Genomic DNA, 18,588 nt, shown 5'->3' with positions numbered 1-18,588 from the left:
GAGATCCACCGGCTGGAGAGCGGGATCCCGCTGCTGGAGGTGATGGTGTCTGTGGCGCCGCTGCTGGGGCTGCTGGGTACGACGGTGGGCCTGGTGGGGATGTTCTCGGCGTTCGGCGCGGGGGGCGGGCCGGACACGACGGTGATCGCGCAGGAGATCGGCGTGGCGCTGCGGTGCACGATCGCGGGTTTGTTTGTGGCGGTGCCGTCGGTGCTGGCGCACACGTATTTTTCACGGCGGCTGGATGCGCTGGCGGTGCGGGTGGAGTCGATCATGCAGGAGACGATCCAGCATTTTTACCAGCACTTTGAGGTGCAGCGTCCGGCGAACTGAGTGCGGCCTGATCTGAAGCCTACCCTGCCATGAATCTGCGCCCCAAACGCCGCCCGGTACCGACGATCCCCATTGTGTCGCTGATCGACATCATGGTGATCCTGCTGATCTTCTTTGTGGCGACGACGACGTTTGAAAAGGACAAGACGCAGATGAAGATCACGCTGCCGGAGTCGAAGACGCTGGGCGGTGCGGCGACGACGGCGGAGGTGCGCGTGGCGATCACCATCGATGAGCAGCAGCATGTGTTTCTGGACGGGAAGCCGGTGGAGCTGGAGCAGCTGGCGGCGGCGATCACGACGATGAAGGAAACGACACCGGGGCTGAAGCTGGAGCTGAAGGCGGACACGACGGCGGCGCTGGGGAACCTGGTGAAGGTGTGGGACGCGCTGCGTGAGGCGGGGTACAGCATCAATGATGTGCCGGCGCGGATTCAGCGGGCGGGGAAGTGAGGCCCGTTCTTCGCTAAAGCTTCGAAGGGCAGGCTGGATGCTGGATGTGGCGCGGTGGGAATAGGTCTGATGGGACTCATGGGACCTATTTGGGGGGCTTCGAAGTAAGCGGCGAACGAAGGAAGGCAGAGCATGAGCCAGAACTGGCTGAAGCCCGGACTACGTGCGAAAAAGTGGGAAGGCTTCCTCCCTGGCTCTTCGAGCTGGGGAGGATACGAAAGCCGGGACGGCAGAATGAATGGCGCCGGGTGTGCCGTGATGTGAGAAGTGAGGAGCGCGTCTTAGCGGCGCTTCACTTTGGTGTTCACCTTGCTGTACTTCACGTAGGGCTCGAATTTGTAGCAGGTGGGCATGAGGATGCCGCGCTTTTTGAGGATGGAGGTTTCGTTTGCGTCCACTTCAAAGCCGGGGTGGCCGATCCAGGCCCACTGCCAGCCTTCGTTGGCGATGAAGAGGCCGCCGCGCTCATGGCCATGGCGAATGATGCCGGTGGTTTTGAGGCGCTCCGGGGCGACGTAGTAGATGCCTTTGGCGGACTGGGCCTCAGGCTGGTAGATGCCGGCGGGGAGGGTGAACTTGCCGTCCTTGTGGGTGCAGTCGACGGCCTGGGCGACTTTGATGGCGGGGGTGCCGGGAGGGCAACGATCGAGATCTTTGGAGGCGCAGGAGACGAAGAGGCAGGAGGTCAGCAGGGCGGAAAGCAGGTGTTTCATGAGGTGAGGAGGAAGCGCTGAGGTGGTGCGTGCCATGGGAGGCGCGGGGCCGGAGATGCACGTGGCCGGCACTAAACACAGGATGCGGGGCGTGTGGTAGCGGAATGTGGTGGCGTTTTTGGCGTGGCGCTCAGGCGCTGCGGTGTTGCTGCGCGATGCAGCCTGTGGGCCTGTGTGATGGCTTTGCCGTTAATAGGTCCGGATGATGATGGGTCGCGGCACGTAGGGGACGTGGATGTAGGGGACGTGGGGGATGTGGATGTTGGGGATGTGGATGTAGGGGATGTGGACGTAGGGGGAGGATGGATAGTAGCGGTGGGAATAGTACGGGACGATGTAGCTCTGTGAGGACGCCCTGCGGTGCGCTGCTGCCTGGCGGCGGTATTCCTCCGCGCGCTGCAAATTGACCTGGTGCTCTGCCTGGCTGGCAACGTAATCGGGAACGGCGGATGTCTGGGACTGGGCCTGCACCAGACGCCTCTGCTCCGTCTGAATCTGAGCCAGGGCCTGGAGGTCCAACTGACGGTTTTGCTCCATCTGGGCTGCGGCCTGGGCTTCCAACCGGCGTTTTTGCTCCGCCTGAGCCTGCACGGCGGCCTGCTCCTGCGGGGTGGCGACCCGGAGCCGGACGCGGGTGGCGGGGTCGAGAGCGGTGACTTTGATCCAGCTGCCTTTGTAGTGGTCCCTGTCGGAGGTGACATAGACCATGGTGCGGTTGGCATTGAATTTGTGGAAGGTGCCTTTGTAGGTCCGGCCGTTCACGAGCCATTGCTCTGCCTGGACGGCTGAGGTGAACAAAAGCAGGGTGAGGAGCAGCATCTTCATAGGGAGAGTGTGTGCGTGATTTGGCGGGGGGCAAGTGGGGAATGGAACTAGGTGAAGTGAAAGAGTGGCTGCTGGTGGGTGAATGGGGCGGCGGGAGGGCTGATGGGGGGGGCTGGTGTGGTGACGGGGGAGGATGGACAGGATTAACAGAATGGCATGATTCACAGGATTCTTGTCAGGGGGATTTGAGGCCGGGGGCTGGAATGAATGTTTTGAACGGCCTGGAGGAGACCATGATATGGTATTAGATGATGGAAAAAGACAGGGTGGATGAGAAATCACTTGAGATCTGAGATCGGGACCCAAGGCTGATGGTTACACTATGAATGATGCTGATTTTCATCTGGTGGCGCATTCGCCGCTGATTCATTTCGAGACCTGCACGAAGGTGCAAAACGCGACGACGAAGAGGCTGGAGACGCCGCGGGCGAATGTGCTGCAACGACGGATGGCGGAGGCGGTGGAGGTGCTGACGGCGCTGGGGGTGCCTGCGATCCGGGTGATCGTGACGAAGATCCGCCAGTGCGGGGGAACGACCTTCAGCGTGGAGGTGATTTATCATTTGTGCCAGCAGCGGAACACGGATGCGCTGATCCTGGCGAACATCAGCGCGAACAGCCAGGGCATCCTGGAGCGGATACGGACCTTCAGCGATAACGACCGCTTTCCGTGGCACAATGCGCTGGTGCCGCGTGAGCGGCGGATGAAGTGGGCCAACGGGAGCACGGCGACGATCACGAGCGCGGAGTCGATGAACCCGGGGATCTCGAAGCCGCGGCAGGCGGTGCTGTTTAGCGAGAGCGCGAAGTATCCGCGCGGCGGGGTGAAGGACGACCGGAAGATCATGGCGTCGATTTTGCCGTCGCTGAATGATGCGGGGCTGGCGATCGCGGAGAGCACGCCGGACGGGGCGAGCGGCTGGCACTACGAGACGTGGCAGGGGGCGCTGAGCCTGGATGATTTTCTCAAGGCGTGGCGTGCGGGGGATGCGGCGCCGGGGAACGGGTGGGTGAAGGTGTTTGCGGCGTGGTTTGAGTTTGCGGAGAACGCGAAGCCGGTGACGGAGGCGATGCAGGCGAAGATCGATGCGACGCTGACGCCGCGTGAGGCGAACGGGCGGCGGAGGTATGGCTGGACGTATGAGCAGATGGCGTGGCGGCGGGCGATCATGGAAGCGGAGTGCTCGGGCTCGGAGGACACGTTTGATGAGTTTTACCCGGAGGATGAGGTGAGCTGCTTTCTTTCATCTGGCAGGCCGCGCTTTAACGTGGCGGCGCTGCGGCGGCTGGAGCTGGCGGCGCAGCTGCATGAGCCGGAGGTGGGCTCTCTGGTGGCGGTGGGAGACGGGGTGGAGTTTCAGACGGATGCGAGCGGCTTTGGCAGCTTTCACCTGTGGGAAAGGCCGCAGCCGGGGTGCAGCTACATCGTGTGGTGTGACCCCATGACGGGGGAGGACCAGGCGGAGAGCGGGGACCCGGACCGGCACTCGATCGGCGTGCTGCGCACGGAGTACCAGGAGGCGGGTGGTGCGTGCTACAAGGATGCGGTGGTGGCGCGTGTGCGGCCGCCTTTTACGGGGACGACGCTGCTGACGGCGGAGTACATCGCGCTGCTGTCAGAGTATTACGGCGGGGCGCTGGTGGTGCTGGAGGTGAACATGGGGCTGCATGTGCTGGAGCGGCTGAAGGACCTGGGCGTGCCGCTGTACAAGCGCCAGGTGGTGGACCCGTACGACCGCGAGAAGCAGAACTACATGCTGGGCTGGAAGCTGAAGGACCGGGACCAGCGGCGCGATGTGATCGACAGCCTGGCGCTGGCGTTTCACAATGAGACGCTGGATGTCTTCTGCCCGCATATTTTGGCGGAGTGCCGGAACTTCATGTGGAGCAAAAACGGGCGCGAGGAGGCGCGCAGCGGCTGCCACGATGATGATGTGCTGGGCCTGGCGATGGCCTACCGCTGCAAGGGCAGCGCGACGCTGTACAAGGTGGCGGCGCGGCGGCGGAGGAGGCCGGTGGATTACCGGAGGGTGAGGTAGCTTGTTGGCAGAGGTCGGAGGGGATGGCCGAAAAAGGGGAAAGAATTGAAAAAAGGGTTCTGAATTTTTCCGCTCTTTCCCTTTTTTCGGCTGACTCATGCCTGGATTTCTACTTCACCGGCGTGGGCTGCGCTGCTGCGGGTGTGCTGGTGGCGGGGTAGTCCCAGGTGCGGGTGAAGTAGGGGAGATGGGTGATGTCGCTGCGGATGTGGACGGACTGCACCGCGAGCCCCTTGGGGGTTTTGGTGGAGCGGATGAGAATGGTCCAGGTGCCGGTGCGGTGGTTTTTATACCAGGTTTCGGTGGTGACGGGATCGCCGGCCTTGATGGACTCGATGTGGGCGCCGCTGCTGGAAAGGAGGGTGTTGGCCTCGGCCTGGGAAAGGGTGCTGGTCTCGTGGAGGCGATCCCACGCGGCGGGCGGCGAGGGATAGAGGGCGGTCTTGACCGTGGCGACCATGAGGCTGAGGAGGATGAGAATGAGCACCGCCATGGTTCTGGGGGAGGTGGGCGGCAGTGAGTCGGGGGCGGCTAATTTCATGGGGATCTAAGGGAGGAAGTATTGAACTGCGGCGCGGTTTGTCGAGGAGGGGATGGCGTGAAAAGTGAATAGGCGCAGGGCTTATGGATGCGGAGTGTGGAGCAGTGCATGGCCGGGAGGGAGCGTGCGAAGAGTGGCATGACTTAAACTCATCCGCCGTCATGGGGCGTGAATGTGGAAAGCGCGTGCAACGGGATGAAATAATACCGAAAGATACCAGATAAAAATATCAAATCGCTTGCACTCTGAAATCCGGACCCAAGGTTTTGTCATGGCCTCTCAAAACATGCAATCTGACGACGAAGAACAAACCCAGGAAGAAGAGCAGCAAAACCGGACGAGCATCCGCCCGAGCAACAACGAGTATGATTCTGAAACGGGGCTGGGCACGGGGACGGCGGCGAGGCGCACCGGCACGATCAACCGTGACGGCAGCACCTCGCCTGTGTCCGCGACCTTTGGCACCGCGACGGGATCGCTGAGCCAGCGGTCGTCCAGGCTGATGAAGCCGCGCCCGACGCCGGCGGATGCGTATGCGCAGCGGCAGGGCAATGTGTCGCTGGCGAAGGCGAACGGGACCTTTGATGCGGTGCGCCAGAAGTTCAACGGGGCGAATTCGGGGCAGATCATGGACGAGCAGGGCAATATTTCCAAGAACCCCAATTCGCCCAAATTTGACCAGGTGCCCGACGGCCAGGGCGGGTACAAGTTTGTCCCCGTGCCACCGAAACAGAGGCCGCCGGTGCCGCCGAAGCCTGTGGCTGCGACAGGTGGGCTGGATGGGACGATCAAGGCCTCGACGGAGCAGTTTGGCAGCCAACCTTTGAAGGGCATGGAAACGCCGAAGCCGCTGGTGCCGCCGGTGCTGGCGGCTCCGCTGGGAGGCACATCAACGGGGAACTCCATCACCGCCACGAAGTCTCCGCTGGCACCTGCGGTGACGGCATCCACTTCAGTGACAACGACGTCGGCGGCACCCAGCAGCCTCGGCATGCCAGGCACGGGAACGCTGCAGGCAAACACGCAGCCGCCTGCCATCGGCTCTGGTGGGGTGGGCGGGCCGCTGAAGCTGCCTGATCCTGCGAAAAAGCCTTTAGCCCGCGCGAAAGGTGGACCGGTGAAGGCTGGCAGGCCCTACCTCGTGGGTGAGGAGGGGCCGGAGATCATCGTGCCGAAGCAGAGCGGCCATGTGGTGCCGAATCATGCCATCTCCATTGCAGCGCTGATGGAGATGAAGCGCGCCGGGAAGAACATCGCGCTGCCGAAAGGTGCGGTGGGAGCAAAGTTTTTTGAGACGCGTCCGGCTCCGCCGAGGAATGCGAGCAGGAGCAGGAAGTGATCTGGTTTATGAGAAGAATTTAAGAGGTGAAAATTTGTCAATAATTTGCATCCTGACCCCATTTTGGGGCGTGGCGGTTGCCCGGGTTTTTGGGGCACAGGAGCGGGCTGTGAGCGGCTGAGCCTGGCAGGTGTGGCTGTGGTCACATTTCCGGCTTGGCTCCGCTTCAAGGCCGCCACTGCTTCATGAGTTGCAAAACCAACCGAAACTGGGCAGGCTCTGAGATGGATCATAATAATTCGGAACTCTATTTTGCCTTCCTTCTGTTTATCATCTGGGTTCTTCGCGTCATTTCCCTCCGAAAGCAGGCAAGGCATGAGGCGCTGGAAAGGCAGGCAGCGCTGCTCAAACAAAGTGAGATGAAGGACAGGCCTGACTGATGGGCCGGCGAAAGTCAGCGAGGCGTTGTGTGAAAATCGACAAAGCTTTCGCCAAAACAGGGGCGAACTGCAGGAAGGTTATTTGTCGGAGGCGATGGCGGCGCGGTAGTTGGCGTGGGCGCGGAAGTATTCGGACTGGGCTTCGACTTCGAGGACTTTGGCGTCGAAGCTGGCCTGCTCGCGGATCTGGAGGGCGAGGAGGTCGGTGGCGCCTTGCTTGAGGCGCTCGGCTTCGGCGGTGGCGAGCTGCTGGGCGAGATCGACGTTGCGGCGGGTCTGGAGGAGGACGGCGTGGGCGGCAAGGAGGGCGCTGTGGGCGTCGCGCACGTCGGCGGTGATGCGCTGACGGGCGAAGAGCATTTCTTGATTGAGGCGGTCGATCTGGGCGTTGGCGACATCGACGCGGCCTTTGGCTTCGCGGCGCTGGAGGGGGACTTTGAATTCGACCTTCGCCTCGATCTCGGTGCGCTCCAAGGCGGAGGGGAGTCTGCCTCCTGAGCTTTGGGCGGCCTGCACGCCGACTTCGAGGCTGGGAAGGAGGTTGTTTTTGGCGAGGCGGAGGTCGATGCCGGTTTTTTCGAGGGTGAGCTCGATGCGGCGCATCTCGGGGCGGAAGATGAGGGCCTTGGCGATGTCCACGGTGAGCTGGGATTCTGCGGGATGGCTGTGGGTGGGGAAGGCGGAGGGGAGACGGGTGCGCGGGGCGAGGATGGGCTCTGCGCTGCGGAGATCGCGGTAGAAGAGGGAGAGCTCAATGGTGGCGGCCTGCAGGCGGCGGCGGGCCTGGACGACGGCGATCTCGCGGCTGACGACGAGGCGCTGATTGTCCACCTGAACGATGGGGGCTGAGGCGCCGGTTTTCACCTGCTGGGCGATGGCGGAGTCGCGCTCTTTGGCGACGCGGAGAAGCTCCTCCGTGAGGGAGAGGCGCTGGCCGGCGGAGAGCCAGCCGTAGTAGGAGATGGTAGCGGCGCGAATGAAGTCGAGGTACTGGCGGAAGATGATGGGATCGGCGAGTTCCTGATCAATCTGCGCCTGCCAGAGGGTGGCGCGGCGGCGGTCGATGGTGCCGTCCCGGAGGAGGGGGATGCGGAAGCCGAGGATGCCTTCGCCATCGGTGCTGGTGCGGTCTTTGTTGTAGTTGGGCAGGAAGCCGCTGCTGAGGCGGTAGCCGCCGTAGACGCCGCCGCCCCAGTTGGTGAGGGGCTGCTCCAGCATGGTGTAGGCGGTCTGGCCGTCGTAGTAGCCGGAGGGGGCAAAGGTGCCGCCTGAGTTGAGATTGAGGTCAAAGGCGCCCATGGCCTGGCGGGCGCGGCCGTTGGCGATGTCCTGCTCGATCATGGCGGCGAGGTAGGGCGGGTACTGGGTCTTGACGCTTTGCAGGACTTCCGTGAGGAGCAGCGGGCGGGATTTTTCCTTCTCTTTTTCCTCCGGCGCGGCTTCAAGGCCGGCGAAGGGGAGCATGAGGGCGACCATGGCGGCTCGGTAGCGGCACATGTGCCGCGAGGAGGGCAGACGCTGTCTTTCGGAGCTGGCTTTGCACCTTGGGGAGGCGTCAGGGACGTTCGCCCGGAGCCGATAGAATATCGGCGCTCCCAGCAAAGAGCCGGGCTTGTTCGCGAGGGGCTGGGGGCTTGCGGGGGTGGTAGGGACGTTCGCCCGGAGCCGATAGAATATCGGCGCTCCCAGCAAAGAGCTGGACTTGTTCGCGAGGGGCTGGGGGCTTGCGGGGGTGGTGGGGACGTTCGCCCGGAGCCGATAGAATATCGGCGCTCCCAGCAAAGAGCTGCGGCTGACGCGGGCGGTTTTGGGGGATGGGGCAGGTTCATTGAAACCACGATGCCCCGGCATCAAAGAGGGGCGTGGATGGCTGCCATGCAGGCCTTGTGCGCTGGCTGCTGGGATCGTGGTGCTGGTATTCATCAGGTTCTGGGGCGTGACCGGGTTCAGTGTGGTAGGAAATATCACTTTTTGGTGGGGTCAAGCTTGCCGTCGGCGTTGGAGTTCACGGCGGGGAAGCCGTTGATCTGGCGCCAGAGCTCAAACCAGAGCGGCACCTGATCGAGGAGGAACCAGGCGTTGGCGCGGGTGCCCTGGCGCAACCAGCGCTCGCGATCCGGCCAGGGGACGGTGACGGGGCCTTTGCCGTCGCCACGATCCACGACGTCATCTGAGGGGCCGATGAGGACGCGGAAGCGGCCCTGGCCGTCATCGCTGGCGTCCACAAAGACGACTTCGCCGCCGAAGGTGCCGATGGCGAGCTGCGGCCAGCCGATGGCCTGCACGGCGGGCCAGCCTTCAAAGGCGAGGCGCACGGGGCTGCCGGGGGTGACGACGCCGTTCACTTCTTTGCGTGCGTGGATGAGGGGCATGTCGTTGCCATCCACCCAGACTTCGACGTTGCGGCTGTCGCTCTCGGGAATGATGACGCAGATGAGGGAGCCGGGGCGGAGGTAGGTGCCGTCGGTGACGGCGACCTGGAGGACGACGCCATCGCGCGGGGCTTCGACGATCTGGCGGAGGTTTTGATTGATCTGCACGTCGATGACGGAGAGGTCGCGCTCTGCGGTGGCGACTTCGCCGAGGGCGCTGCCTTTGGAGGCGTGGATGGAGGCGATGAGGGCGTCCATGTCATTGCCGGTGCGCTTGAGGGCGGCCTCGGCGGACTTGAGATCGGCGGCGGTGGCATCGCGCTGGAGGGTGGCGAGCTCCATGCTGCGCTGGGATTCGAGCTGCTTGCTGAAGAGCTCCTGCGTGCGCTTGTGATTGAGCTGCGCGGTTTCGGCGGCGATCTTGGCCCCGGCGACACGCTGGTGCGCGCCATCGATGGCCTGGGCTTTGGCGAGCTCCTGCTGGGTGATCTGCGCGGTGAGGGACTCGACGCGGCCCTGGGCGAAGTCGCGGCGGCTTTCGATGGCTTCGCGCTGGGCGCGGAGGTTGTTGATGAGGTTGGGGTCGTTGTCCTGGATCTCGATGATGAGCTCGCCTTTTTTGACGCGCTGGCCTTCGGTGATGTGGAGATTGCGCACGCGGCCGGAGACCTGGGCCTCCACATTGACGCGGCGGTCCAGCGGATTGAAGGCGATGACGCGCCCCGTGCCGGCGACGAACTGACGCCAGGGGAGGAACAGGAGCGCGATGGCGAGCAGGACGAAGCTGACGAGCAGCAGGCGGCTGAAGACGCGGGTGAAGCGCGCGGGGCTGGCGAGGCTGAGCGCGGGCAGCGGTGGCGCGGAGGATGCGTGGGGGGGAAGTGAGTGGGTCGTCGTCATAGGCGAAGGGCGGATTTGAATCTTTCTCCTTCTCCTTCTCTTACTCTTCCTCCTCCTCCCGGAAGTTCGGAATCCAGAGGCCGGGAGGAAGAGGAGGAGTAGGAGGAAGAGGCGGAGTTCGAGGGGATTAAGCGGCCGTGGGGGTGAGGGAGGGAGGTGGCTGTGGGGTGGTGCCATCGCTCAGGCGGCAGGGGGCGAGCTCGATGAGGTGATCACAGCGGCTGCTGACCTGGGAGTCACGGGTGGTGACGATGACGGTCCAGGGCTGGGATTTGCCGAGGATGGCGGCGGAGAGCTGGACGAAGGAGGCGTCGTCCATGTTGTCGAGCAGTTCGTCGATGAGCAGGAGGCGGGGGCGCTGGGCGAGGGCGCGGGCGAGGAGGAGGCGCATGCGCTGGTTTCCAGAGAGGGGGGCGCCGCCGATCTTGAGGTGGAGATTGAGGCCTTCGGGGCGGGCGAGGAGTTCATCCAGCAGGCCGACTTGTTTCAGCGCGGCGCGGATTTCATCCATGCCGATGTCGCTGCGGCCGAGGCGGAGATTTTCCACGACGGTGGCGTCCATGATCTCGTCGCGGCGGAGGAGCTGGGTGCTTTCACGCAGGGCTTCGAGGTTCCAGCTGCGGAGGTCCACGCCGTCGATGGTGACGAAGCCGGCGGAGGGCTGGCGGAGGCCGAAGAGGATGTCCAGCAGGGAGCTGGCGCCTGCGCCATGCGGGCCGACGATGGCGGCGCTGGCCCCTGCGGGGATGGTGAAGCTGCGCCCGCTGAAGAGGGGCAGGGTGGGGATGTGGGCAAAGGAGATCTCGCTGGCCACGACCTCGGCCCCGAGGCCGTGGGTGGCGGGCTTTTCGCCGCCTTCGCGCTCGATTTCGAGATCGAAGACGTGGCCGAGCTTGTCCATGGCGGCCATGGCGTCGTACCAAGCCTCGAGTTTTTTGCCGAGCTTGGCGAGGGAGGCGACGATACCGCTCATGATGATCTCACTGGCGACGAGCTGGCCGAGGGTGATCTGCTGGCTGATGACGAGGTAGCCGCCAACGACGAGCAGCGCGGCGGAGGCGACGACCTGCAGCGTGAGCAGCGCGGCGACCTGGCGCATGAGGACGCGGAAGTGCCTGCTGCGCGCCATGACGTAGCCGGTGCTGAGCTCATTGGCGCGCTCATGCGCCATGCGGCTGCCGCCGGGGCCTTTGAAGAGGAAGGGGAAATGGGCGACTTCTTCAAACCAGTTTACGAGGTCGTACTTCATGCGTGACTCCTCGATGCTGGTGTCCACCGCACCGCGGCCGAGAAGCCAGAGGCTGAGGATGATGAGGCTCAGCAGGATGGCGGCGAAGATCAGCAGCAGCGGATGGTAAACGGAGAGCAGCAGCATGCCGATGAGGCCGCCAAAGACGAGGTTTACACCATCGAGCAGCAGCAGGGCGGTGGACTTCTGCGCGGTCACCACATCGAGGAAGCGGTTCACCATTTCCGGGGCGTGCACTTCATCATGTACCTGCGCCTTCACGCGGGGCAGGCGGTAGGCCAGGTCCGAGGCGGCGCGCACAAAGATGCGGCGCTGGATCATGTCTGACACATAGAACTGAAAACCGCTGACGACGGCCTGCAAACCGAGGCAGCCGAAGAGGGCGAGGGAGACGATCACCAAAGCCTGGAGGTAGGGGCGGGACTGGCCGCCGAAGGCAAGATTGCTGACGATGGCATCCACCGCCATGGGGACGGCGAGGTAGAGCAGCGCGGAGATGACGGAGAACATGAGCAGCGTGCGGACCTCCTGCTTCTCTGCGAGCAGCATGCCGATGAAGCGGCGCGCGGGGCTGAGGCCGGCGTGGTCATGATGCGCGGCGTGGCCGTGCTGCGGTGCGGCGCTGAGCTCATGCCCGGCGCGGTCGAGATGGACGATGCCGGCCTCCACCACGGCGTGCACGCTTTCCACACCGAGGCGGCGTGCGAGGGCCTGACGTGTGAGGGTGATGCGGTGGGTGGGGTGCTCCCCGTCTGCGAGGCGGAGGCTGAACCAGCCGGCGTAGGTGATGACGAGCCAGCGGCTTTCCAGGCTGCTCCAGATGACGACGGGGGAGTCTGCATGGGCCTGCCACACGGCCTCGCTGAGGGGGAGGCGCACGGGGGAGACCTGCATGCCTGCGCCTGCTGCGGCGGCGCTGAGCAGGGCGAGGGGATCTCCCTGCGCCTGCGCGGCGTGGTGGATGGCTGAACGGGCACGCTCCGGGGTGACATCACTGCCGAGGATGGCAGAGAGCTGCAGCAGAGTCGTGGGGGAAAGGATGGGCGGGGGAGTGGATGGCGGTGTCAAAATTTAAGGATAAGTCGCGTCTTATACGTCTTGGTAGCACAGGTGGACTCACCCATCTGACTGCAAAAAAATGCGATGAATATAATCGGACGGAAATGCAAAGAAGGGGGAGGTGGGGAGGGGTGCTTGATGGTCAAGGATGGGCTGGGCCGACGGGTGGCGATCAGCGGGCATGATCGTGCTCCTCTTCGCTGGGGGTCCAGGCGGGGAAGGGATCAGGGAACTGCGCCCAGGCCTCCGGCCCGCCGGCCAGTTCCTCTGGGGTGAGCTGGCAGGCGCGGAACCTGGCCACCAAGGCTTCACGGTCCATGTTTCTGCCGATGACGACGATCTCGCTGCGGCGGTCGCCGTAGGGCTCCTGCAGGTTGGCGCGGATCTCCGCCAGTGATTCTTCATCCTGCGGCCATTCTGACTCCGGCACCGCGCTCCAGAAAATGCCCATCGCCCGCGTGGAGCGCATCACGCCCGCCTGGCTGACGAAGCCCGCCAGCTCCATGCGCGTGGCCAGCCAGAACATGCCCTTGGCACGCACCACGCCGGGCCACGGGCTCTGCACCCAGTCTGAAAAGCGCTGCGGATGCAGCGGCGCGTGGGAGCGGAAGACGAAGCTGCTGATGCCATACTCTTCGGTCTCCGGCGTGTGACCCTGGAGGGAGTCCAGCCAGCCCTGGCTCTGCTCCGAAGTGCTGAGATCATAGAGCCCGGTGCCGAGCACCTCGCTGAGGGAGATCTGCGAGCGGTGGGTCTCGTGCAGCCGGGCCTGCGGGTTCAGCGCCTTGAGGATGCCGCGCACCTCGTCGAGCTCCCCGGGGCTCACGGCATCGGTTTTGTTGAGCAGGATGACATTGGCAAACTCCACCTGGTCTGTCAGCAGGTCCACGATGGAGCGGCCATCCTGCTCTCCCACTCCCAGATTGCGATCCTGCAGCTCCTGCGTGCTGTGGTAGTCTTGGAGGAAATTCCGCGCATCCACCACGGTGACCATGGTGTCCAGCTGCGCGATGTCTGAGAGCGAGTGCCCCTCCTGATCAGTGAAGGTGAAAGTCTCGGCCACGGGCATGGGCTCGGAGACACCGGTGGACTCGATGACGAGGTGATCAAAGCGCCCCTCGCGGGCGAGCTTGGAAACCTCCTGCAGCAGGTCCTCGCGCAGGGTGCAGCAGATGCAGCCGTTGCTCATCTCCACCATCTTTTCCTCGGTGCGGGAGAGCTGAGCCTGGCCCGCCTTGACGAGCTGGGCGTCCACATTGACCTCGCTCATGTCATTGACGATGACCGCCACGCGGCGCGACTCGCGATTGGAGAGGATGTGATTGAGCAGGGTGGTTTTTCCAGCGCCTAAAAAGCCGGAGATGACCGTGACGGGGAGTTTGGGGGCGTTCATGACAGTGGGGGAAAACTGGCGGGGCTGAGTTTTGGAGAGGGCGTGCATGCCTGCGGGTTTGGCCGGGGCATGTGGGATGCCGGCTTGCGGCCCCTCAGCTCTGCAGGAGGGCTGATGTGGGGCGTCAGCAGGCAGCTGGAGGGAGGCTATAATGGCGCTCTTTTATTAATGCAACACTTTTGCATTAAATGGCTATGGCGGCTGATTTTTGGGCGCGAGCTGCCGTGAGGTGCGCGTGGGTCTCGTGAGCGGTGCTGCGCGGTTGCGCGAGTCCTCGGGATGCGGGGGGGTGGGCTGGTGCCGGAGGGCGGGGCGAGGTAGGAGTGGGGGCGATACCCCGCGAAAGCGGTGTCGGCGATGCAGGCCTGCGCCGTGCATCTCTGCCACCGCAGTCCAAGACGCTGGCGCGTAGCTGGAGGGCGGGTGTTTAATGGATGCTGCTCAGGCGGCAGCATGGGGCCATGGCTGGATCACTCGATGAATTCGAGGGTGCCGTCGGTGAGGCGGTAGAAGGCGCCGACGATCTTGATCTCGCCCTCTTCCTCCAAATCCCGGAGGATGGGGCTGCGGGTGCGGATGTTGGAGAGGGAGAGGCGCACGTTGTTTTCGGCCACGTATTTGACGTAGAGGGGATTGGCGGAGGTCTTGTCGCCCTGGAAGTCCTGGCTCAGGGCGACGGCGGGTTTGATCTTGTCGAGGAGGGTGGTGAGGTTGCCGAGCTTCACATCGTCGATGGCCCCCCGGATGGCACCGCAGTGCTGGTGGCCCATGACGAGGATCATCTTGGCCCCGGCGAGCTTGCAGGCGAACTCCATGCTGCCGAGGAGGTCGTCATTGACGAGGTTTCCGGCGACACGGCCGACGAAGACATCGCCGATGCCCTGATCGAAAACGTCCTCCACGGGGACGCGGCTGTCGAGGCAGCTGAGGACCATGGCCTTGGGGAACTGGCCGGGGGCGGACTTGCGGACCTGCTCGCGGTGATTGCGGCGGGTGACGCGGCCGGTGCGGAAGCGCTTGTTGCCGTCTTTGAACTGCTGGAGCACTTCATCCGGGGTGAGGCTGGCCTGCTCTTCGGCGGTGGTGACGTGGCTGATGATGGGAGACTGATCATGCAGCAGCGCGGAGTCAAAAGCGGAGCCCTGGGAGGAGGGCTCATAGGGATCGGTGGCGGATGGGTGGGAAGTGCTGGTTTTTCGCGCGGGCATTGCCGGAGACTAGAAGGCCTCCCCCCATTGTCAAACCTGCCTGCGTATGGACGAACTTCACTCTCCATGTGGAGAAGTTCCTTAGCGGGGCTAAGCCTGTGTTAGCGTGAGCAGTCCGCGTATAGCGCGGGCGGCCTGCTGCGGAATGAATTCCGCGCTCCGAAGAGCCGGGCCCGGGCTGCTGCGGTGTGGTGAGACGGGCCGCAGCAGCCGGAGAGGGCTCTTCCTTTTTACCTCACTCGACGAACTCCAGGGTGCCATCGGTGAGGCGGTAGAAGGCGCCGACGATCTTGATCTGGTCCTTTTCTTCCATCTCTTTCAGGATGGGGCTTTCGGCGCGGATCTTTGCAAGGGTGAGCCGCACGTTGTTCTCCGCCACCCGCTTCATGAAGAGCGGATTGGCGGAGGTTTTTTCGCCGGGGAAATCCTGGCTGAGGGCCACGGCGGGTTTGATCTTGTCGAGGAGGGTGGTGAGGTTGCCGAGCTTCACGTCATCGATGGCCCCCCGGACGGCGCCGCAGTGCTGGTGGGCCATGACGAGGAGGAGCTTGGCACCGGCCACCTTGCAGGCAAACTCCATGCTGCCGAGGAGGTCTTCGTTGACGAAATTTCCTGCGACACGGCCGACGAAGACATCGCCGATGCCCTGGTCAAAGACGTCCTCCACGGGGACGCGGCTGTCCACGCAGCTGAGCACGAAAGCTTTGGGGAACTGGCCGGGGGCAGATTTCCGCACCTGCTCGTTGTGGTTCCGCCGCGTGAGATGGCCGCTGTGAAACCTGTCGTTTCCTTCTTTGAACTGCCGGAGCACCTCGTCCGGTGTGAGGTGCGCCTGCTCCTCGGCCGTGGTGACGTGGCTGTCTGCGGGCGGCTCTTCATTGCGCATGCAGGCGGCCAGGACGGCGGCGAGGCCGAGGAGGGCGAGGGGATAGACGGCTTTTTTGTTGGATGACTTCATGTATTAGGATGTGGTGGTATGTGGTTTTGTGTGCCGGTTTGGCTTTGGCGGAGGATGAGAAAGGTGAAAAAAGACGGGGCGTGGGGTGGTGCGGCGCTAGAACTTGTCCGGGCGCAGCACGCGGACATCGCTCTCATAGGCCACCATGGCGTAGTCGGCGAAGAGCTCGGTCTGCAGGCGCTGGAGCAGGGTCTGGGCGATGGCGGGCTGCAGGATCACATCGATCTGCACATTGGCGGTCTCGGTGGTGTCCGCGCAGCGCTCGCCCTGGTGGCCGCCGCCGCGCACGGGGAAGGCGGTGTGGCCGCGTGCGCCGGTGTCGTGGAGGAGTTCGAGCACACGGTCTTCGAGGACGGATTCGCAGATGATGGTGACGCGTTTCATGGGGTGCAGGTTCATGGTTGAGGGAGTGTTGAAAGGTGGGTTTATGAGTGGAGGTGCTTGGAGATCTCAAAGAAGAGCGGCACGCCGAAGGTGATGTTGAAGGGGAAGGTGATGGCGAGCGCGCCGGTGAGGGAGTAGGTGGGATTTGCCTCCGGCAGCGAGAGGCGCACCGCGGCGGGTGCGGCGATGTAGGAGGCGCTGGCCGCCAGCACGCCGAGGAGGGTGCAGCCGCCGGTGCTCAGGCCCACCCAGGTGCCCAGCAGCACACCGATGGTGCCGTGCAGCAGCGGGGCGGTGATGCCGAAGAGGACGAGGAAGAGTCCGGCTTTTTTGAGGTCTGCGAGCCTGCGCCCGGCGACCATGCCCATCTCCAGAAGGAAGAGGGCCAGGACGCCCTGGAAGGGGGTGACGAAAAAGCCTTCCACCATGGTCATGCCTGCGGGGCCGCTGAGGGCGCCGATGATGAGTGAGCCGACGAGGAGCAGCACGCCTTTGCCGAGCACGGCATCCCGCAGCGCGTGGCGCAGGCCGGCATCCCCCAGGGAGAGCTTTCCGCCGAGGGCGCCTTTGCCGAGCATGACGCCGACGATGATGGCGGGGGACTCCATGACGGCGAGGAAGGCGGAGGCGTAGCTTTCATAGGGCTGGTGGATGCTCTTCAGGAAATTGGTGGCCGCGATGTAGGTCACGGCGCTGACGCTGCCGTAGTGGGCGGCGATGGCCCCGGCGTCTGCGACGCTGAATTTGCCCGCCTTGCGCAGCACGGGGTAGGTCCATAGCGGAATGAGCGCGCCCAGGAGCATGGCGGCCAGCGCCGGCAGCCACACCGCGCTGATGCCCGCCTGATGCACTGCCACGCCGCCTTTGAAGCCGATGGCGGTCAGCAGGTAGATGGTGAGTGTGGAGTAGAGGGCCTCGGGGAATTTGAGGTCGCTTTTGGAAACCGCCGCAAAGACTCCGAGAACGAAGAACAGGATGGCGGGGCTGAGGAGGTTGGATTGGATGGCGGTGAGGAGGTCCATGAGGCTGCTCTCATCCGGCGAAAAAATGATTCGTTCCAATTCAAGAATTGGCATTCATCGTTCGCTTTGCTAAATGTGAGATCATGGCCTTCCTGAACTACCACCACCTCCGCTACTTCCGGGCCATCGCCATGGAGGGCAGCCTGACGAAGGCGGCCAAACATCTGAAGCTGTCGCAGTCGGCGCTGAGCGTGCAGCTGCGCAGCCTGGAGGAAAGCCTGGGCCAGCCGCTGTTTGAGCGGAAGCACAAGGCGCTGGTGCTGACGGAGGCGGGACGCATCGCGCTGGAGTATGCGCAGGCGATTTTTCGCAGCGGTGAGGAGCTGACGGACCTGCTGAAGAGCAGTGCCGGGCGCAGCCGCGGGCTGCTGCGCGTGGGGGCGGCGTCGAACCTGTCGCGGAATTTCCAGTTGGGCTTTTTGCGTCCGCTGATTTCAAGGGATGACGTGGAGCTGATCATTCATTCGGGCAGTCTGCGCGAGCTGCTGGCACAACTGCAGGCGCACACGCTGGATGTGGTGCTCTCGAACACTGCGGTGCGGCGTGATGCGGAGACGGGCTGGCACAGCCACCTGCTGGACGAGCAGGCGGTGAGCCTGGTGGGGCACAAGCGGCGCGGGATGAAGCCGTTTCGTTTTCCCGAGGATCTGCGCACGGTGCCCATCGTGCTGCCGAGCCTGGAGAGCAGCATCCGCACGGCGTTTGATGTGCTGATGGATCAGACGGGGATCAGGCCGATCATCGCGGCGGAGGTGGATGACATGGCGATGCTGCGACTGATGGCACGTGAGACGCACGGGGTGACGCTGGTGCCGCCGGTGGTGGTGAAGGACGAACTGGAAAACGGGGAGGTGGTGGAGCGGTACAAGCTGCCGCAGATCAAGGAGAGCTTTTATGCGATCACGCCGAGCCGGCGGTTTCCGAATCTGATTTTAAGGGAGCTGATGAAGCCGAGGATTGAGCGGAGGCGGGTGGGGTGAAAGATGGGTGGTGGGTGGCTTGGTGGCGGTTTTAGACAGGATTAACAAGATGGCAGAATTTCAGGATTTCTTCCTGAAGGGGAGCTCTGCGACTGATGTGTTGCGGAGGTTTTAAAAGCCTGCTCTGCGAGTGCAGAGTCATCTGGCTTTAATCGTGTAATCTTGGAATTCTGTTAATCCTGTCAGAGAAGGCACCGTGTGACCATTGAGCAGGATTTGCCCAGAGGGTGAGAGAGAGGTGGGCGGTGGAAATTGTTGGTGGGTGGCTTGGTGGCGGTTTTAGACAGGATTAACAAGATGGCAGAATTTCAGGATTTTTTTTTCTGAAGGTGGCTCTGCATCTGGTGTGTTTGAGGTGGAGTAAAACCTGCGTCCGCGAGTGCAGAGTCATTTGTCTCTCATCCTGAAATCATGGAATTCTGTTAATCCTGTCAAAGAAGGC

17 protein-coding genes are annotated in these 18,588 nt (G+C 63.5%); 6 read left to right on the top strand and 11 right to left on the bottom strand.

Annotated features, from left to right (window positions below):
• The coding region (locus tag ACILSL_RS22710; RefSeq protein WP_395734356.1) for a MotA/TolQ/ExbB proton channel family protein at positions 1 to 333 on the top strand (333 nt) is incomplete at its 5' end.
• Positions 334 to 362: 29 nt separating this feature from the next.
• Positions 363 to 785 (top strand): ExbD/TolR family protein, encoded by a 423-nt coding sequence (locus tag ACILSL_RS22705; RefSeq protein ID WP_395734355.1) that lies wholly within the window; start codon positions 363 to 365, stop codon positions 783 to 785.
• Positions 786 to 1,066: 281 nt separating this feature from the next.
• Here ACILSL_RS22705 and ACILSL_RS22700 read toward each other — a convergent pair whose 3' ends face one another.
• Positions 1,067 to 1,498: a hypothetical protein gene (locus tag ACILSL_RS22700; RefSeq protein WP_395734354.1), complete on the bottom strand. Its 432-nt coding sequence runs from the start codon at positions 1,496 to 1,498 to the stop codon at positions 1,067 to 1,069.
• 189 nt (positions 1,499 to 1,687) lie between these two features.
• A complete protein-coding gene (locus tag ACILSL_RS22695) occupies positions 1,688 to 2,323 on the bottom strand; it encodes a hypothetical protein (protein ID WP_395734353.1) in 636 nt (211 codons plus the stop codon).
• A 322-nt stretch (positions 2,324 to 2,645) separates the two neighbouring features.
• Between ACILSL_RS22695 and ACILSL_RS22690 the strand changes: the two genes are divergently transcribed.
• Entirely contained in the window at positions 2,646 to 4,361 is a 1,716-nt protein-coding gene (locus ACILSL_RS22690; protein ID WP_395734352.1) for a hypothetical protein, read from the top strand.
• Between the two features lie 109 nt (positions 4,362 to 4,470).
• Here ACILSL_RS22690 and ACILSL_RS22685 read toward each other — a convergent pair whose 3' ends face one another.
• Positions 4,471 to 4,902: a hypothetical protein gene (locus tag ACILSL_RS22685; protein ID WP_395734351.1), complete on the bottom strand. Its 432-nt coding sequence runs from the start codon at positions 4,900 to 4,902 to the stop codon at positions 4,471 to 4,473.
• A 286-nt stretch (positions 4,903 to 5,188) separates the two neighbouring features.
• Between ACILSL_RS22685 and ACILSL_RS22680 the strand changes: the two genes are divergently transcribed.
• Both ACILSL_RS22680 and ACILSL_RS22675 read left to right on the top strand, forming a co-directional pair.
• The gene (locus ACILSL_RS22680) at positions 5,189 to 6,241 is read left to right on the top strand and encodes a hypothetical protein (protein WP_395734350.1); all 1,053 of its coding nucleotides are present in this window, start codon (positions 5,189 to 5,191) and stop codon (positions 6,239 to 6,241) included.
• 185 nt (positions 6,242 to 6,426) lie between these two features.
• On the top strand, positions 6,427 to 6,621 hold the full coding sequence (locus ACILSL_RS22675) for a hypothetical protein (protein WP_395734349.1): 195 nt from the start codon (positions 6,427 to 6,429) through the stop codon (positions 6,619 to 6,621).
• A 78-nt stretch (positions 6,622 to 6,699) separates the two neighbouring features.
• Here ACILSL_RS22675 and ACILSL_RS22670 read toward each other — a convergent pair whose 3' ends face one another.
• The 8 genes from ACILSL_RS22670 to ACILSL_RS22635 form a co-directional block, all read right to left on the bottom strand.
• Positions 6,700 to 8,118, bottom strand: a complete 1,419-nt coding sequence (locus ACILSL_RS22670; protein WP_395734348.1) for a TolC family protein — start codon at positions 8,116 to 8,118, stop codon at positions 6,700 to 6,702.
• Between the two features lie 467 nt (positions 8,119 to 8,585).
• On the bottom strand, positions 8,586 to 9,893 hold the full coding sequence (locus ACILSL_RS22665; protein WP_395734347.1) for an HlyD family secretion protein: 1,308 nt from the start codon (positions 9,891 to 9,893) through the stop codon (positions 8,586 to 8,588).
• 127 nt (positions 9,894 to 10,020) lie between these two features.
• A complete protein-coding gene (locus ACILSL_RS22660; protein ID WP_395734346.1) occupies positions 10,021 to 12,210 on the bottom strand; it encodes a peptidase domain-containing ABC transporter in 2,190 nt (729 codons plus the stop codon).
• Between the two features lie 163 nt (positions 12,211 to 12,373).
• Complete coding sequence (gene zigA, locus ACILSL_RS22655) at positions 12,374 to 13,594, bottom strand: zinc metallochaperone GTPase ZigA (RefSeq protein WP_395734345.1); 1,221 nt, start codon at positions 13,592 to 13,594, stop codon at positions 12,374 to 12,376.
• A gap of 470 nt (positions 13,595 to 14,064) precedes the next feature.
• Positions 14,065 to 14,802, bottom strand: a complete 738-nt coding sequence (locus ACILSL_RS22650) for a carbonic anhydrase family protein (RefSeq protein ID WP_395734344.1) — start codon at positions 14,800 to 14,802, stop codon at positions 14,065 to 14,067.
• A 235-nt stretch (positions 14,803 to 15,037) separates the two neighbouring features.
• Positions 15,038 to 15,760, bottom strand: coding sequence for a carbonic anhydrase family protein (locus tag ACILSL_RS22645; RefSeq protein WP_395734343.1), 723 nt, complete (start codon positions 15,758 to 15,760; stop codon positions 15,038 to 15,040).
• 96 nt (positions 15,761 to 15,856) lie between these two features.
• Complete coding sequence (locus ACILSL_RS22640) at positions 15,857 to 16,159, bottom strand: P-II family nitrogen regulator (protein WP_395734342.1); 303 nt, start codon at positions 16,157 to 16,159, stop codon at positions 15,857 to 15,859.
• Positions 16,160 to 16,185: 26 nt separating this feature from the next.
• Positions 16,186 to 17,166 (bottom strand): sodium-dependent bicarbonate transport family permease, encoded by a 981-nt coding sequence (locus ACILSL_RS22635; protein WP_395734341.1) that lies wholly within the window; start codon positions 17,164 to 17,166, stop codon positions 16,186 to 16,188.
• An 83-nt stretch (positions 17,167 to 17,249) separates the two neighbouring features.
• On the opposite strand from ACILSL_RS22635, the gene ACILSL_RS22630 reads away from it, so the two are divergent.
• On the top strand, positions 17,250 to 18,146 hold the full coding sequence (locus ACILSL_RS22630) for a LysR family transcriptional regulator (RefSeq protein ID WP_395734340.1): 897 nt from the start codon (positions 17,250 to 17,252) through the stop codon (positions 18,144 to 18,146).
• Positions 18,147 to 18,588 lie beyond the last annotated feature (442 nt).

The organism is Prosthecobacter sp. (assembly GCF_044222345.1).
Taxonomy (GTDB): domain Bacteria; phylum Verrucomicrobiota; class Verrucomicrobiia; order Verrucomicrobiales; family Verrucomicrobiaceae; genus Prosthecobacter.
This window is presented reverse-complemented; position numbering and strand designations above follow the sequence as displayed.